Source organism: Ruegeria sp. YS9, from assembly GCF_024628725.1.
Classification (GTDB): domain Bacteria; phylum Pseudomonadota; class Alphaproteobacteria; order Rhodobacterales; family Rhodobacteraceae; genus Ruegeria; species Ruegeria atlantica_C.
This window is the reverse complement of sequence record NZ_CP102409.1, coordinates 1,552,208-1,567,770: the sequence shown is the minus strand read 5'-3', so window position 1 is coordinate 1,567,770 and position 15,563 is coordinate 1,552,208. Positions and strand designations below refer to the sequence as shown.

Here is a 15,563-nt window from a genome sequence, read left to right as displayed (position 1 = left end):
ATCTAAGGGTTGAGCGGGGGCAAAGACCCGCCCTTGCGTTCTTTTGCGCTGTTCAGTGCACCCAGGTGTTGCATGGCCGCTTGCCAATCTTCCGGGCTGTTGCCAGCCGTCGCTGAATACCGCGCAGCACCGATCTTCATCAGGCTGTTCTCAAGATCCAAAGAACGCTCGGGATGCGCGCTGCGTGATTTCCAAAGATCCAATGCCTGATAAACCGCGCGCAGATCCCGTGAGTGCAAAGCGGATTGCAAGGCATCGACGGCATATCTCTCCGAAGCCAGATACCTGCGGCGCCGTTCCGTTTTCCAGGTTGCATAGCGCGGGCGCAGAAACCTTCCCAATGTCCAAAATGCGAATACAGCAATGACAAGGAAAAGAACTGATTTGATGATGGTTTTCGCGTCTGGTGGCTGTCGCTTGGGGGGTGTCAGTGAAAGCGTGGTCGCGGGAAGTGATGCCGTTTCGATCTGACCGGTGTCCAGATTGAACCAGTCGATCGAAACGGCCGACAATTGTGTGTCGCCACCATCTTGGGCGATGTACACGGTTTCTTCGACCCGCTGCCCGGACAGGATGCCCCGGTCCTCTGTTTCTGAAAAGCGGGGTTCCTTGGGATAGGCACGAAGCAGTTGGCTTTGATCCTGCGGCGTCAGCGCCGGGATTGTCAGGGCCGTGGTGCCAGAGATCTGCGCGCTTATCTCGCGCGTGATGGAATCGCCGGCCTGCATATCGGTCGGACCGTCTAGCTTCTGATCAAGAGAGAAACCGCTTGCGATGATCAGCGGGTCAAGACCCTGTGCGCCATCCGGGATTTCTGCATTGAGCTGTATGGGGGGAAGCGCCATCGAAACCTGAACCGGATCATTGGACTGCGGATCGGCAAATGTCACGACAACCTCTTGCGCGTCATACGCGACCGGCCCTGGTGCCAACGGATACAGGCGATAACTGCGCTGCACCCCCGACCACGTCTCTCCGTCCACCGTTTCGCTTACCGGACCAGAAGCCCTTTCAGGCAGGCGAACCAGGATGTTTTGTTGCTCCAATGATGGGAATACGGGCGGTTGCGGCATGAAGGTCGGAACCAGAACCTTGATGCGGACGATGGCGGGCTGGCCGACGATGACGGCCTGGTTCGGGATGTCTACTGAAACCTGCGGTTGGTAGGATGAACTGTCCTGTGCGGACAAGGAAACCGGCATCAGCAGAATGAAGACAGCAAGGTATCTCATTCTGTTTGCTCCTGATTCTCCAACAGGAAACGGTTTTTCAGAAAATCCTGCATATCGGTGTCGATCATACTGATCCACTGGTCGGCGGACAGTGACTGCGGCCGGTCCTTGGCGGCTTGAACCGTGGTGTCACTGCCGCGTGCTGCGTCGTTGTCAAACACCGTATCATCTGCACCGATGCCAGCTTCTTCGCCGGTATCGGACTGTTCGCGCGTCGTTTCGACATAGTCCAGGATGGCTTTGGATACGTCGAGATTATGTTGGGCTTCGGGCCAGTCGGGGCGACGTTCCAAGGCGGTTTCGAACGCCGATATGGCTGGGCGATACTCGCGGTTCCTTATTTGGGCCATTCCTTCGGCAAACGCAGCTTCCGGCGTGTCCAGCGTGGAAAAGACGGACGACGCCTTTTCGTATTGACCATCCCTGAGATAGGCATATCCCTTGTGATATGGGTCTTCGAACATCTCGGCCGCGTCGCCAAACCGTTTTTGGTTCATCGCAATCTGGCCCTGTTGGTCAGGGGTGAAAAACCAGTCTCTCCATCCTTCTGCGCGCGCTCCGGATGTGGGCAACACAATCAAAGCCAGAATTGCCCATCGGACCACCCAGCCTTTCCGGAACCATAGCAGGGACAGCAGTGCAGCAGGCCAGGCCAGAATCCAGCCTTTGTCCTGCCAGTCCAGGCGGTCATCGTCATCCAGGGCGGCTGTATAGGCTGATTGGATACGGCGCGTCAGTTGAGTGACGTCCCGGTCGTCGTACGAAAACGCCACCACTGATGCATTCTGGAGGTTGTCCAACTGAGCAATACGACCACCGTCAGGCAGCATGGTGAGAAAGAAAATATCAGTATTCGAAGCGTTTAACCCAGATACCTGAGATGGATCGAGGTCATCCAGCACGAACAACACAGCCCCCGGACCGTCGCTGTCATCCAGAATGGACAGAGCCAACGCAAGCGCATCGGCCGCGGCATCGCCGTCCTTCGGCATCACCTCGGGCGTCAACCCCTCAAGCAACGGACGAAGTATGTTCGCATCTTCGGTCAAAGGGGCAACGCGATGCGGGGTTCCTGCATAGGCGATCAGGGCGGTTCGAGCACCGGCGCGTTCGTTGATCAGGTCGGAAATCTTGAACCGTGCCCGATCCAGCCGGGATGGCGCAAGGTCCGAGCTTTCCATGCCGTCGGTGACTTTGAGAGCGATCACCAACGGAGCCGTATCCGCGATCAGCGGGTTGGGCGCACGCGACCAAGTCGGGCCCGAGGCCGCCAATGTGACAAGCGCCGCAATGATCATCGCAACGTCAATGGGCTGGACGCGCCGGTTTTCTTCCTTGCCCAGCAGCAAGGCCTCGGCAAGATGCGGGGCGATCCCTGACGGCCGTTTGGTTTCTGCCATCGGTCTGGGTCTGATCCGCCACCACAACGCAAAGATGGGGATGAGAAGCAGCAGGTAATAGCCTCGGATAAAATGGAAATCAGCCAGATCCATCGTCAAACGGCCCCCTGGTGTCGCTGTGAGAAATGAAACCCGGCCATGCTGACCAAAATGACGATCAGCGCGAATAGCAACGGAATATGGGCAAGGCTTTGTTTGGGGCGATAGCTTTGCGTTTCCACAATTCTGGGGTTCAGTGAATCAATGCGTTCATAGGTCTGTTCAAGGGCCGTTGCATCGTCGGCAAAGAAATACTCTCCGCCTGTGCGATCGGCTATGTCCTTCAATGCCTGAAGATCGACGCGGTCTTCGCCCGTGGCATTCGGGTCTCCGACACCAATCGTATAGACAACCACGTTCTTTTCCGCAGCAATGGCCGAAGCATTGACCGGTGTCATGCGACTGGACGTATCGGCGCCATCGCTGAGTACGATCATCAGGCGCTGGTCAACCTCGCTGGATTCAAAGGTTCGAATGCCAAGTCCTATGGCATCGCCCAAAGCGGTGTTCGGACCTGCCATGCCAACTTGAGTTTGGTCCAGGAACCCATTCAAACTGTTCAGATCTTCCGTGAAAGGCGCTTGAATGAATGCGCGTGTTCCAAAGATGATCAGCGCCATCCTGTCACCATCTCTTTCAGAGATGAATTGCTTCAGAACCTCTTTGACCGCGTCCAGCCTTTGCATCGGGGCACCGGATCCGGTCTGAAAGTCGCGCTGATCCATCGAGCCAGAGATATCCAGTGCCAAAACCACATCGCGGGCTGATTTTTCCATCACGACGGGATCGCCCAGACGCTCCGGACGCGCCAGCGCCAGAACCAACAGAATCCATATCAAGGCGGCGCTTGCTGTTTGCAGCCGGGCCCGGGTTCGGATCATTGACCCGGATTGCGGCTCGACACAGGCCGCCTGGGCTACGCGGCGGAAAAACGGAATGCGAATGGACGCGGTTGTTTCCCGCCGGGGCGGAGCAATGGCGTAGACCAGCACCGGCAGCGGCAGGAGCAAAAACACCCAAGGCGCAGAGAAGGAAAACATCACGGTCCCCGATGCGGTTTATGGGACTTGACCCAATGCCGAGCAAGTTGTGTCAAGGCGCGGTTTGGCGGCAGGTCCTTGTACGGCGCTTCGATCAGTGATTGTCCTATGTTCGATAAAAATGTGGAATCATCAGATGTTTGCGAAAGGAAGCTCAACCAATCATCCCCGTGGATCCCTGCAACCTGCTTGCGCGGATATGCGACCAACGCGGTGCGGCGAAGGATTTCGGCAACCTTTGCCGACGTGATATCCGGGTCTGCCAGCTCGGCCAGCGCTTGGTGTCGATACGCGTTCGCCCGCCTTCGCCGGACGAAAAGAACACAGACCAGTCCAACAAACCCAAGCAGTATAACGGCCAGCGCCAACCATCCCCATGTCTGTGGAACCATCGAAATAGTCGTGGGTTCCGGTGCCGGCTCGAGCATATTCAACAGATCAACCAGAGATTTCCCTGTCGTGTCGATGCTCATTTCTGCCCCCTGCGATGCCCGAACAGATACAGCAACTGATCCAGGGCGGGTTCCGCGGTTGTCAAAGGAACAACGGGAAAACCGTATCGCCGGGACCATGTATGCAGGTGGTTCAACCTGTCCTCCATGGACTTGCGAATTTTCCCGGACAATTCGGGGTCGGAGCTGTCGATTTCGATCTGGTCGCGCCCGTCCGAGACCGTGAGTTTCAGATCGGGCGCCAGTCCCTTTGCTGTTTTGTCAGCAATATTGAACACGATCAGATCGTTTGAGACCGCAATGCGGCGCAGCAAGGATTCCGATCTTTCGTCAAGCCCGTCACAATCGGAAAACAGGCAAACCAGCCCGTTGGTTTGGGACATGCGCGCGGCTTCCGCCAACATGTCATTCAAAGCCACGGTGGGTTGCGGGTTCAAGGCAGCATGCAAGGCCGAATTGGCAGCCCCGATGGATGACAGAAACCGCATGAGCGCAGCAGCGCGGCGCTGCGGCCTGTGTTCCGCAACGCTTGTGTCGTTGAAGACCAGACCACCGACACGATCGCCCTGGCCAAGAACGCGATGCGCGGTGATTGCGGCAGCTTCGGCGGCGATGACCGATTTCATGTAGACCTCCGTTCCGAAAAACATCGAAACGCGTTGATCGACCAGCAACAGGGCAGGGCGGTCTTTTTCCTCGGTATAGACCCTGACATGGGGCTCACCGGTTCGCGCCGTGACTTTCCAGTCAATGGTGCGGATGTCGTCGCCCGGTTGGTAGTTGCGCAATTCTTCGAAGTTCAGGCCGCGTCCGCGCAGGCGCGATGCGTGTGTTCCATTCAGGATCGACCGGGCAGGCTGACGTGGCAAAAAGCTCAGGGCACGGGAATGCAGTTCCAGACGCAACAGGTGATCCGCAGTGACGTGAATGCGGGGATCATCGGGATATGCTGAGGATTGATGCACCCGGCCAACCCGAACCGTCAGGGCAGCGCGACGAGACGCAGGATTTCCGCGATCACGTCATCTGCCGTTTTGGCGTTCCCCTGCGCTTCGAAGCTCAGCGTGATGCGGTGACGGAACACGTCATGTGCTATGGCTCGAATATCCGCAGGGTCCACATAATCACGCTGGTTCATCCACGCATGCGCCCGACCGCATTTGTCCAATGCCAATGAGGCACGCGGGCTGGCGCCGATTTCGATCCAGCTGGCCAGTTCTGCGCTGAACGCCGCAGGCGTCCGGGTCGCCTGAACCAGATCGGCCATATAGCGGTCCATTGCATCCGAAACATGGATCTGCCCGATTTCCGAACGCGCTGCAAAAACGGCGTCCTGCGGGATCGTCGGTGGTGGCTCGCTTGACGCGCCTTTCCCGGCGGCGATCTCTTCGCCCCGTACCAGCCGGATCACTTCAACCTCGTCTTCGACCGGCGGATAGGTGATCTGAACATGCATCAGGAACCGGTCCATCTGCGCTTCGGGCAGGGGATAGGTGCCTTCTTGTTCAATGGGGTTCTGGGTTGCCATCACGATGAACAATGGTTCCATCTTGTGGGTGGTTCCGGAAACCGTGACCTGCCGTTCTTCCATCGCTTCCAGCAAAGCGGCCTGCACCTTTGCCGGTGCCCTGTTGATCTCGTCAGCGAGTACGATGTTGGCAAAGATCGGCCCGTGTTCAAAGTGAAAGGTGCCGCCCTCATCAGTTTGTTGAAACACCTCGGTTCCCGTCACGTCTGAAGGCAGCAGATCAGGCGTGAACTGGATCCTGCTGAACTCCGCGTCCAGATTGCGTGCCATTGCCTTGACTGCACGTGTTTTGGCCAATCCGGGCAGACCTTCGATCAGAAGGTTTCCGTTGGCCAGCATCCCGATCAGCAGTCGGTCGATGACCTCGGTTTGCCCTATGATGGACTGGCTCATGCGGGCCTTGAGATCAAGTATCTGATTAAGTGCATTCATAGGTGGTGGTCCAATCGGTGCCAAACTGAAAGAAATGAATTGATGACGGAACAGGGGTCGGGTCGGTCAGGAATATCCCGAAATGTCGGAATGTTAGCAGGCTTTGACAGGCCGATCTACTGTCAATGTCTGGCGGTGAGGCGACGTAAATCGTCCTTCACTTCCTGTCGTATGGGGCCGGGGTTTGGCGCGTCTCGCAAACTGTTCAGCCAGTGGGGTTGAGGCGCCTGTCCTGCGGCCCTGCTCCAGGTCAGATCCCGCAGGATTTTCTGTGGAGCGTCGTCAAGTGTGTCAGGAACTTCAAAGTCATTCAGGGTGGCCCAAACGCCGCTCCACAATCGCCCTACGGACCAGGGGTTGTACCCTCCGCCGCCCAGAACCAGAAAACGTGCCGAAAGCTGTTTCAGCGCCGCGACCGTTCGCCAGTGCGCGTTGTTGGACAGGGTCAAACGCGAAAGCGGGTCTTCGGCCACGGCATCGGCCCCGCATTGCAGGACAATCGCTTGCGGTTTGAACGCCTCGGTGGCTGGCAGGATCAATTGATCCAGAACGGCGGCGAATTCGTCGTCATTTAGATGTCTTGGAACCGGCAGGTTGAAGGCCGCGCCACCGGCGTCTTCCTCAAGTTGGCCCGTGAACGGCCACCGCCGCGTTTCATGCACCGAGATCATCCGGACTCTGTCCGACCCGCGAAACGCAAGTTCAACCCCATCGCAATGATGGGCGTCGATGTCGACATAGACCACGCGATCCAGGCCAGCGTTCAAAAGGGTCTGTATCGCCAGAACCGGATCGTTCAGATAGCAAAACCCGTTCGCCCGGTCCGCAAGGCCGTGATGCGTACCGCCCGCAGGGTTGAAAACGATCCCTCCATCCCGGATCAGTTCGGCGGCCAGCATGGAACCACCGGCGGCGGTTGCCGGCCGGCGATACATCTCGGCAAAGACCGGGTTCGACAGCGTCCCCAAACCGTATTTATCCCGTGTTTCGTCCGTGACATGCTGGTCCGCTTCCGCCTTTTGCAGGGCGGCGATATAGTCCGGCGTATGGAACCTTTCCAATACACTTGGCTTTGCGCAGGGGCTGACGCGGTAGTTCTCGGAGGTCAACCATCCCAGTTCGCGACACAGATCGATGACAGTTGAAACCCGCGGGATGGCCAGCGGGTGTTTTGAACCGTAGGTCGAGTTGCGGTAGATATCGGATCCGATGAACAGGGGGCGCTTCATGACCTAGCTTGCTGCGGCCTGACTGTTGTCCTCGCCCAATCTGCCATCCAGAGACATCAGTATGGCAACCGGCCGAAGGGCCGGGATGTGGCTGAAAACGATCAGGATGCATACGGTCAAAGGCACACTCAGAAACGCTCCGATCAGGCCCCAGACCGTTGTCCAGAAGGTCAGGGCCAGAATGACAAGAAAGGTCGACATGTTCAGGGATCGGCCAAGCATGGCCGGATCAAGGAAGTTGCCGATCAGGAATTGGATCGTTCCACATCCCAGCACGATGACCAGGAAGGGAATGATCGTTTCGAATTGAACAAGCGCGATCATGGCCGGAAAAAACACCGCTATGATCGAACCGATCGAAGGAATGAAGTTCAGGGCAAAGGTCAGTACGGCCCATGTTTCCGCGTATTCCAGACCAAGCGAGCGGAAAACCGTATAGCTGATGGTTGCCGTTATCAGGCTGATCAGGGTTTTGACGCCGACATAGCGTTGCAAGCTGACCGAAATCGCATCGAGCATGGCGGAAAACTCGGCTGCGGCGACAGGATCTCCGGCGGCCAGTTGGATCTTTTTCCGAAACGCCAGTCGTTCGGCCATCAGAAAGGCGACATAAAGGCTGATCAGGAAGAACTGGTTCAACAATGAGGTGGCGCTGCCCAGCAATATGCGTGCGACATAGGACATGTCGATACTGACCAGATTGTCACGAATGAAGGTGGTCACGTCGTTGCCGACCAGCCCCGTTACACGCTCGACGGCACCATCAAACTGGTTTTCATAGGTGCTGATCGAGCGTGCAAACTGCGTCGCCTGACTGCCCAGCACGTACATGATCATGAACAAACCCGCCAGAACGACGGTCACACCGGCAATATTGGCCAGCCAGACCGGAGCGCGGGTCAGGGCGACGACGCGATCGCTCAGCGCGATGATCAGAACATTGACCAGCAGCGCCATGGCAAGCGGGATCAGGAAGTTTGCCCCGGCATAGAGGCCCAGCACGATCAGCGTCGCGATGATGCATGTATCCCGGACAACAGACAGTCGAAGCTTGGGACTAACCGCAATGTCTTTTTGATCCGGGGTCATTCGGTATCCTGTGTCTGGCGCATTTACCGTCCTGCGCGACCCAATCCTGCACGCGAGGTCTTGTTTATGCAATGCGTTCAGGCGTTTGTTGGCCCTCATTCTCCAAATAGATATTCATGACGGGTTCTGTGTTCCATTTCGGCAGGTTAGGGTTGCCGCATGACCACTGCCGCGAATCCCCTGTTTGGCCGACCTGTTCAGGCGCTTTGGCTGTCGATCCGTCGGTTCAGCAGAAAGAACGGCTTTGTCATGAGCAGCCATGTGGCCATGTCGCTGATGATGGCGCTGTTTCCTTTTGTGCTGTTCACCGTGGCGCTGGCAGGGGCGTTGTCGCAAGGCTATGTCACGGATGAGTTGATTGACCTGATTTTTGGAGCTTGGCCCAAGGATGTCGCAGATCCCATCGTGGCCGAACTGCGGGCCGTTCTGGCCGGATCCGGTTCGGGTGTCATCACCTTGGGTGGTTTGCTGGCGATCTATTTTGCTTCCAACGGCGTTGCTGCCGTACGTGCAGCCATGAACCAGGCCTACCATGACGAAGACAGTTGGCCGTTCTGGAAAACCCGGCTGCTCTGCCTGGTGCTGGTCATTCTGGGTGGGTCGGCCATTCTGATCATCGCCGCCGTCGAGGTGGTTTTGCCGGTCTATACGAAACTGGTGGCCGAACACACGGAAGTTGCCGTGGCCAACTGGTTTTCCGTGGATCGCCTGCGCTGGACGTTCACGGTGGCGGTTCCTGCGGGCACCGTTCTTCTGGCACATCTCGTGCTGCCGACCCGCAGGCACAGCCTGATGCAAATTCTGCCCGGCGTCCTGCTGACTTTGGCTTTGTGGGCGGCCGGTGGATGGGCGTTTTCAATTTATATCAGCCAGTTCGCCACCTACAGCGCCACCTATGCAGGATTGGCGGGGGCCATGGCGGCATTGATTTTCCTGTATCTCTATTCAGCGATCCTGATTCTGGGGGCCGAATACAATGGTGCATTGATTGATCTGCAAAACGCCTCAGAAGGAGAAACGGCATGAGATTTGCCCTGATACTGGCCTGCCTTGCAATCGCTGGCGAAGTTCAGGCGCAGACCCCAGAATATGTGGGCTCAGATCAGTGTACTGACTGTCATCAGCAAGAAGCCGAAGCCTGGGCTGGGTCACATCATGCGCTGGCGTGGACAGATACCACTGACGGCGCTCTTGCGGCCGATTTTGACGGAACTCGGTTCGATCATGACGGTATGTCCGTCCAGTTCAAACGTGAGGCAGGCAGGTACTCGGCCCGCGTAACGGAAAAAGACGGTGCGACGACGGAATATGACGTGCATTCCGTCGTTGGAATCGAACCCTTGCAGCAATACCTTTTCGAGACCGAACCGGGCCGTTTGCAAAGCTTCGACGTGGTTTGGGACACAGAGCAAAAGCGCTGGTATCACCTGTACCCTGATCAGGACCTGCCGCCTGATGACGGGTTGCATTGGACAGGCCCCTACAAGAACTGGAGTGCGCGCTGCGCTGAATGTCATGCCACGGGTTTTGAGAAGAACTACAATCCTCAAACCAGATCCTACACGTCTCAGCAGGTCGAAATCGGGGTCGGGTGCGAGTCCTGCCACGGGCCGGGGTCCGCACATATCGATTGGGTCCGGGAACAGGGGTCTTCAGATGGCCTGGGCAATGCCGGCTTTCTGTTGAGTTGGGGCAAGGGGCGGACCGAAGAAGAAATACAGCAATGCGCCGGATGTCATTCCCGGCGCGAGGCGCATGGCAACGGAAACCCGGTTCCGGGAACTCCGTACCATGATGCGTATAATCTGGCTGTGCTGCGCCCCGGGACCTATCATCCCGACGGGCAGATACTGGATGAGGTTTACGTCTACGGCTCGTTCCTGCAATCCAAGATGTACGCGCAGGGCGTCGGATGCATGAACTGCCACGAGCCGCACAGCGCAGAATTGAAAGCCGAAGGAAACGGGGTTTGCACACAGTGCCATTCGCCTGCCGGAAATCCGGAATTCGCCACCCTTGCCGCAAAGGACTATGACACGCCTGCGCATCACAATCACCCGGAAGGCGGGGAAGGGGCCCAATGCAAAAGCTGCCATATGATCCAGCGGACCTATATGGGTGTCGACGGTCGACGCGATCACAGCTTTCGCATACCGCGACCGGATCTTGGGCTGGGCGTTGATGCCTGCACGGACTGCCATCAAGACCAGGACCAGGCCTGGGCTGCAAGCCAGATTGAAGGCTGGTTTCCGGAATCGCCAAATCGACGCCCGCATTACGGGACAGTTTTCAAGGCTGCGGCCGAAGGGCAGCTCGACACGCCCGAGGGTTTGCTTGCCGTCGCAATGGATGCGTCGCAGCCCGGGATCGTCAGAGCAACCGCCGCATATCTTATGCAGCCGTTTGGCTCGCCAGAGATAGCCGCTGTCACAGCGTCGCTTTTGCAGGAAGATGACCCGCTGATACGAGCGAATGCAGTGGTGCTACAGCGTCAGGCCAGCCCGGCAGATCAGGTGCGCAGGCTCGAGCCGTTGCTGTCTGATCCTCTGCGAAACGTGCGCATCGCTGCCGCCAAAGAGTTCTTGAGCATACCGCCGCAGGGCTTGACGGCCGAGCAACGGGCCAAGCTTGGGCAGGGCATGTCGGAATGGCAGCAGTCGATTTCGAATAGGCTGGATGCCCCGGAAACCCACCTTGTACTGGGGGGCATGGCTTTGACGCTTCGCAATGCTCCTGCGGCTGAACAGGCCTTTCGCGAAGTTGTGACGCTGGACCCGCAGCGGGCCGAGGCGTGGCCGATGCTGGTACAACTGGCGCAGATCAATCGCGGTCCGGAAGCTGCGCGCATAGTGCTGCAAGAGGCGCTGGACAGGCTGCCGGATGATCCGAACCTGCTGCAATTGTCGCAACAACTCAGCCCCTGAACCGGCATATACGTGCCCGATTTGCTCCATGTTCGCGGCAAAATTCCCCGCTAACAACATTTCAGGTGTGCTGTTCAGAGGTGAAGGATGTCCATTGAAGTGTCAAAGCAGAGACCAACGGGTGTACGATCTATTTCGTTGGCGCAACGTATTGAAGAGTTGCGCAGCCGCGAACCTGAATACCTGACCCATGGTGACACATTGATGTTGCAGGGCATGGCGGCCACGTCGTTGCGCGAACAACGCCTGAGCGGAAATCGCATTCGGTTGGATGATTAAGAATCGCCGCGAAACCCTGTTGCCACAACGAATTTTTCCGAACTGTCCGAGCGTGACGCAGGCGGTTTGACGTTGGCAACTTTCTGAAACTTCTGCTTCAGCAGTTTTTGCAGATCGCCTTCAGCACCACCGGCCAGAACTTTGGCGACGAAGGTTCCGCCTTCTTCCAGAACGTCAAACGCGAAATAAGCTGCGGCTTCGCACAGCGCCATGATTCGCAGGTGATCGGTCTGCTTGTGACCAGATGATGCCGCGGCCATATCCGACATCACGACGTCTGCCTTGCCGTCCAGCCAGTCTTTGACCTTCTGGTCGGCGTCATCTTCCATGAAGTCCAGAACATGGATCTCGGCGCCGGCGACCGGTTCGACCTCTTGCAGGTCAATGCCCAGCACCGATCCGATCCGTTTGCCTGATTTCTCGCCCAGCGCGTTCACCCGCTTGACGGCGACCTGACACCAGCCACCGGGCGCGCAACCCAGATCCACCACGCGCGCGCCGGGCACCAGAAAGCGGAATTTGTCGTCCAGTTCCAGAATTTTATATGCCGCTCGCCCACGATATCCATCGGCCTGAGCGCGTTTTACATAAGGATCGTTCAACTGCCGCTCGAGCCAGCGGGTCGAGCTGAGCTTGCGCCCGCGCGCTGTCTTGACCTTGACCTTCAGGTCGCGCTGTCCGCGGCCTGAATTGTTTTTTCCACTTGGTGTCTTCGCCATCAGAACGGTCCGTCTTCCAATACACCGTCCGCGCTCATCTGTGCATAAAGCAGACCTTCGCGCAGCCCCCGGTCCGCCACCGAAAGGCGGTCAGTGGGCCAGCAACGAAGCAAAGCCTGCAATATGGCCGAACCGGACATGATCAGGGCTTGCCGGTCTTCACCGATGCGAGGGTCCCGGCGCCGCCCATGAGGGCCGAGTTCTAAATACCCGCGTATGACTTTGTCAATCTGATCGCTGGTCATGCGCAGCCCGTCCACTTTGGTCCGGTCATACCGCTTGAGGCCCAGATGCGAGGCCGCCACGGTGGTGACCGTGCCGCTGGTGCCGACGATCTGAAACCCTTCGCGCGTCTGTTCGTCCTTGTAGGGCGCAAAATCGGCAAGGTTTTCCTCGAAAAACCAACTCATCAACGCGAAACGGGCGGCGTCATCCTCGACATCATTGAACTGGTCCCGCAGCGTGGCGACGCCCAGCGGTACGCTGATCCAGTCAACGACCTTGGCCGCGGGAAAAGGGCTGTCGACAGTGTGAAACCCGTGATGCAGCCGCATGATGGCCGCGGGTCGGTCGCGGCGTGGAACGGACGATATGTCGATCCAGACCAATTCGGTCGAACCGCCTCCAATGTCGACGACCAACAACTGCTCGGTCTTGGTCGAAACCAGCGGGGCACAGGAAATCACCGCCAGACGGGCTTCTTCCTCGGGCTGAATGATCTCAAGCGTGAGCCCGGTTTCGCGCTTCACCTGCCGGATGAATTCGCGCGAGTTCTTGGCGCGGCGGCACGCTTCGGTGGCGATCAGACGCATCCGTTTGACCTTGTTGCGTTTCAGCTTTTGCTGACAGATTCGCAATGCCTGAACGGTGCGCGACATCGACGCCCGCGACAGTCGTCCGGTGCGTTCCAGACCCGCGCCCAACTGCACGGATTTGGAGAAGCTGTCGACCACATGAAACCCACTTCCCTTGGGCTGGGCTATCAACATGCGGCAACTATTTGTCCCCAGATCCAGTGCCGCATAAAGAGCATCCGGATCGGGTCTTGCCGGCGCGGGGCTTTCGACCGCTTTCGGGAACGCGCCCGCACCTTTGGGACGCTTGGGCGCCATTTTTACGCCCTCCGATTTTCGAGTTACCCCGACCCTAGGCGGGGGATCGCCGACGTGCAAGTGATTTCAAGTTTGAAATTAACGCGCGTGTCACGTGCCGTTCATACTGGGGTGCGATGGGCATCCACGGAACCCTCAGCAGGATTCTTTACGAGCTTACAGCCAGGTATGGAGATTGCCATGAAAGACGATCACACCCTTTCTTTTGATGAATACGATGAAATCATAAGCCCACGACCCGAAGAATGTGACTTTGACCGCGTTGTCGAGCGTGCGTTGTCGCGTCGCGGGTTTATGGGGGGCGTTCTGGCGATGGGCAGTTTCGCTGCCGTTGGCGGCTCGGTTCTGCCGACAGGTGCCCGCGCGGCGGCGGACCGTTTCTCGTTCGAGGCGATTCCGGTTTCGACGGCGGACGAAGTGACTGTGCCTTCGGGCTACAAGGCCGAGGTCATGGTGCGCTGGGGTGATCCGCTGTGGTCGGACGTTCCGGAATTCGATCATGACACCCGAGGCACGGCGGCCAGTCAGGCACGCGCATTTGGTGACAACACGGATGGCCAGGATGTGTTTTTCCACGACGGCCATGTTCTGCTGGTGGTGAACAACGAATATACCAACCGCGGCATTCTTTGGGGCAACAATCCGGACGCCAAGCCAGCATCCGATGACGACATCGCAAAGGGCATGATGGCGCATGGTGTCACGATCGTGGAAATCGCGAACACCGATGGCAACTGGGGCATCGTAAAGGACAGCCCGTATAACCGCCGCGTTACACCGCAGACCGAAATGACCATCACGGGTCCGGCCGCCGGCCATGACTTGATGAAAACCGCCGCCGATCCGTCCGGCACGACGTGCAAGGGAACATGGAACAATTGCGGAAACGGCATGACACCGTGGGGCTCGTATCTGGCCTGTGAAGAGAACTTCAATGGTTACTTCTCGGCTGAGGATGAAAACCACGAGACCAGCCCGGAACTGAAGCGCTATGGCGTATCGGCCAGCGATTGGGGTTATGGCTGGGCCAAGATCGACGACCGTTTCGACGTCTCGAAAAACCCAAACGAACCGAACCGTGCCGGTTATGTCGTCGAGATCGATCCGACCGATCCGGCATCGACACCGCGCAAGCTGACAGCACTGGGACGCTTCAAGCACGAAAACGCCGAAGTCATAGTGAACAACGACGGCCGTGTCGTCGTTTACATGGGCGATGATGAACGCGGCGAGTTTCTTTACCGCTTTGTCTCGGAAGGGGTTTATGCCGCTGGTGTGGATACCAACGCGCTGTTGGAAAAAGGCACACTTTCGGTTGCCAAGTTCAACGACGACGGAACCGGTGAGTGGCTCGATCTGACACCTGAAACCACCGGGCTTGCATCGCAGGCCGAGGTTTGCATCCACACCCGTCAGGCTGGTTCGGCGGTTGGAGCAACCACCATGGATCGTCCCGAGTGGGTCGCGGCCAATCCAAACGCGCCCGAGGTTTACTGTTGCCTGACCAACAACAAGAACCGTGGCGTCAAGCCGAATGCAGGGGGCGACGATACCTCGACCAACGGCCCGAACCCGCGGGACAAGAACCATTACGGTCAGATCCTTCGCTGGCGTCCGGATGGCGGCGATCATGCTGCGGCTGGCTTCGGCTGGGATCTGTACGTGCTGGCAGGCAATCCCACGGTCCACGAAGACGCCTATGCCGGATCCGAGAACGTGAACGCCGACAACATGTTCAACTCGCCCGACGGTTTGAAGTTCGACAGCAATGGCTTGTTGTGGATCCAGACCGATGGCAATTACGGCAACGAAGGTGACTTTGCCGGTCAGGGCAACAACCAGATGCTGGCAGGTGACCCTGTCACCGGTGAAATCCGCCGCTTTCTGGTTGGACCGAATGGATGCGAGGTCACCGGTCTCAGCTGGTCGCCGGACCGTCGTACGATGTTCGTCGGCATTCAGCACCCGGGCGAAAAAGGCAACAGCCACTGGCCTGAAGGCGGTGACTCGGTGCCGCGTTCGGCCATTGTCGCCATTACCCGCGAAGATGGCGGTCTGGTCGGCTAAGGCCATTTGACCCATCACTTC

Annotated in this window: 14 protein-coding genes; 4 read left to right on the top strand and 10 right to left on the bottom strand. The window is 57.9% G+C overall.

The features are described from left to right. Positions 1 to 2 precede the first annotated feature (2 nt). The 8 genes from NOR97_RS07980 to NOR97_RS07945 form a co-directional block, all read right to left on the bottom strand. The gene (locus NOR97_RS07980; protein ID WP_257600777.1) at positions 3 to 1,232 is read right to left on the bottom strand and encodes a hypothetical protein; all 1,230 of its coding nucleotides are present in this window, start codon (positions 1,230 to 1,232) and stop codon (positions 3 to 5) included. After that, positions 1,229 to 2,725, bottom strand: coding sequence for a VWA domain-containing protein (locus NOR97_RS07975; protein ID WP_257600776.1), 1,497 nt, complete (start codon positions 2,723 to 2,725; stop codon positions 1,229 to 1,231). The genes NOR97_RS07980 and NOR97_RS07975 overlap by 4 nt, the downstream gene beginning before the upstream one ends. A gap of 2 nt (positions 2,726 to 2,727) precedes the next feature. Further along, the gene (locus NOR97_RS07970; protein WP_257600775.1) at positions 2,728 to 3,711 is read right to left on the bottom strand and encodes a VWA domain-containing protein; all 984 of its coding nucleotides are present in this window, start codon (positions 3,709 to 3,711) and stop codon (positions 2,728 to 2,730) included. Next, positions 3,711 to 4,184, bottom strand: a complete 474-nt coding sequence (locus NOR97_RS07965; RefSeq protein WP_257600774.1) for a DUF4381 domain-containing protein — start codon at positions 4,182 to 4,184, stop codon at positions 3,711 to 3,713. Before NOR97_RS07965 ends, NOR97_RS07970 begins: the two co-directional genes overlap by 1 nt. Then, positions 4,181 to 5,128 carry a DUF58 domain-containing protein gene (locus NOR97_RS07960; protein ID WP_257600773.1) on the bottom strand — a complete coding sequence of 316 codons (948 nt, stop codon included), beginning with the start codon at positions 5,126 to 5,128 and terminating at the stop codon, positions 4,181 to 4,183. The genes NOR97_RS07965 and NOR97_RS07960 overlap by 4 nt, the downstream gene beginning before the upstream one ends. A 17-nt stretch (positions 5,129 to 5,145) precedes the next feature. Beyond that, the gene (locus NOR97_RS07955) at positions 5,146 to 6,123 is read right to left on the bottom strand and encodes a MoxR family ATPase (RefSeq protein WP_257600772.1); all 978 of its coding nucleotides are present in this window, start codon (positions 6,121 to 6,123) and stop codon (positions 5,146 to 5,148) included. 122 nt (positions 6,124 to 6,245) lie between these two features. Beyond that, a complete protein-coding gene (locus NOR97_RS07950) occupies positions 6,246 to 7,352 on the bottom strand; it encodes an acetoin utilization protein AcuC (RefSeq protein WP_257600771.1) in 1,107 nt (368 codons plus the stop codon). A gap of 3 nt (positions 7,353 to 7,355) precedes the next feature. Beyond that, entirely contained in the window at positions 7,356 to 8,441 is a 1,086-nt protein-coding gene (locus NOR97_RS07945) for an AI-2E family transporter (RefSeq protein WP_257600770.1), read from the bottom strand. A 159-nt stretch (positions 8,442 to 8,600) separates the two neighbouring features. On the opposite strand from NOR97_RS07945, the gene NOR97_RS07940 reads away from it, so the two are divergent. The 3 genes from NOR97_RS07940 (at position 8,601) to NOR97_RS07930 (ending at position 11,644) form a co-directional block, all read left to right on the top strand. Then, a complete protein-coding gene (locus tag NOR97_RS07940) occupies positions 8,601 to 9,467 on the top strand; it encodes a YihY/virulence factor BrkB family protein (RefSeq protein WP_257600769.1) in 867 nt (288 codons plus the stop codon). Then, positions 9,464 to 11,365: a cytochrome c3 family protein gene (locus tag NOR97_RS07935; RefSeq protein ID WP_257600768.1), complete on the top strand. Its 1,902-nt coding sequence runs from the start codon at positions 9,464 to 9,466 to the stop codon at positions 11,363 to 11,365. Before NOR97_RS07940 ends, NOR97_RS07935 begins: the two co-directional genes overlap by 4 nt. Positions 11,366 to 11,503: 138 nt before the next feature. Beyond that, on the top strand, positions 11,504 to 11,644 hold the full coding sequence (locus tag NOR97_RS07930) for a hypothetical protein (RefSeq protein ID WP_170344194.1): 141 nt from the start codon (positions 11,504 to 11,506) through the stop codon (positions 11,642 to 11,644). Here NOR97_RS07930 and NOR97_RS07925 read toward each other — a convergent pair. Together NOR97_RS07925 and NOR97_RS07920 are read right to left on the bottom strand one after the other, a co-directional pair. After that, on the bottom strand, positions 11,641 to 12,363 hold the full coding sequence (locus NOR97_RS07925; protein WP_170344195.1) for an RlmE family RNA methyltransferase: 723 nt from the start codon (positions 12,361 to 12,363) through the stop codon (positions 11,641 to 11,643). The genes NOR97_RS07930 and NOR97_RS07925 overlap by 4 nt on opposite strands. Continuing rightward, positions 12,363 to 13,475, bottom strand: a complete 1,113-nt coding sequence (locus NOR97_RS07920; RefSeq protein ID WP_170344196.1) for a Ppx/GppA phosphatase family protein — start codon at positions 13,473 to 13,475, stop codon at positions 12,363 to 12,365. Before NOR97_RS07920 ends, NOR97_RS07925 begins: the two co-directional genes overlap by 1 nt. Before the next feature lie 180 nt (positions 13,476 to 13,655). Between NOR97_RS07920 and NOR97_RS07915 the strand changes: the two genes are divergently transcribed. Beyond that, positions 13,656 to 15,542 carry a PhoX family phosphatase gene (locus NOR97_RS07915; protein WP_257600767.1) on the top strand — a complete coding sequence of 629 codons (1,887 nt, stop codon included), beginning with the start codon at positions 13,656 to 13,658 and terminating at the stop codon, positions 15,540 to 15,542. Positions 15,543 to 15,563 lie beyond the last annotated feature (21 nt).

Coding starts and splice junctions, on each gene's coding strand:
- NOR97_RS07980 (WP_257600777.1), bottom strand. CDS start 1,232: ATGAGATACCTTGCTGTCTTCATTCTGCTGATGCCGGTTTCCTTGTCC.
- NOR97_RS07975 (WP_257600776.1), bottom strand. CDS start 2,725: ATGGATCTGGCTGATTTCCATTTTATCCGAGGCTATTACCTGCTGCTT.
- NOR97_RS07970 (WP_257600775.1), bottom strand. CDS start 3,711: ATGTTTTCCTTCTCTGCGCCTTGGGTGTTTTTGCTCCTGCCGCTGCCG.
- NOR97_RS07965 (WP_257600774.1), bottom strand. CDS start 4,184: ATGAGCATCGACACGACAGGGAAATCTCTGGTTGATCTGTTGAATATG.
- NOR97_RS07955 (WP_257600772.1), bottom strand. CDS start 6,123: ATGAATGCACTTAATCAGATACTTGATCTCAAGGCCCGCATGAGCCAG.
- NOR97_RS07950 (WP_257600771.1), bottom strand. CDS start 7,352: ATGAAGCGCCCCCTGTTCATCGGATCCGATATCTACCGCAACTCGACC.
- NOR97_RS07945 (WP_257600770.1), bottom strand. CDS start 8,441: ATGACCCCGGATCAAAAAGACATTGCGGTTAGTCCCAAGCTTCGACTG.
- NOR97_RS07940 (WP_257600769.1), top strand. CDS start 8,601: ATGACCACTGCCGCGAATCCCCTGTTTGGCCGACCTGTTCAGGCGCTT.
- NOR97_RS07935 (WP_257600768.1), top strand. CDS start 9,464: ATGAGATTTGCCCTGATACTGGCCTGCCTTGCAATCGCTGGCGAAGTT.
- NOR97_RS07925 (WP_170344195.1), bottom strand. CDS start 12,363: ATGGCGAAGACACCAAGTGGAAAAAACAATTCAGGCCGCGGACAGCGC.
- NOR97_RS07920 (WP_170344196.1), bottom strand. CDS start 13,475: ATGGCGCCCAAGCGTCCCAAAGGTGCGGGCGCGTTCCCGAAAGCGGTC.
- NOR97_RS07915 (WP_257600767.1), top strand. CDS start 13,656: ATGAAAGACGATCACACCCTTTCTTTTGATGAATACGATGAAATCATA.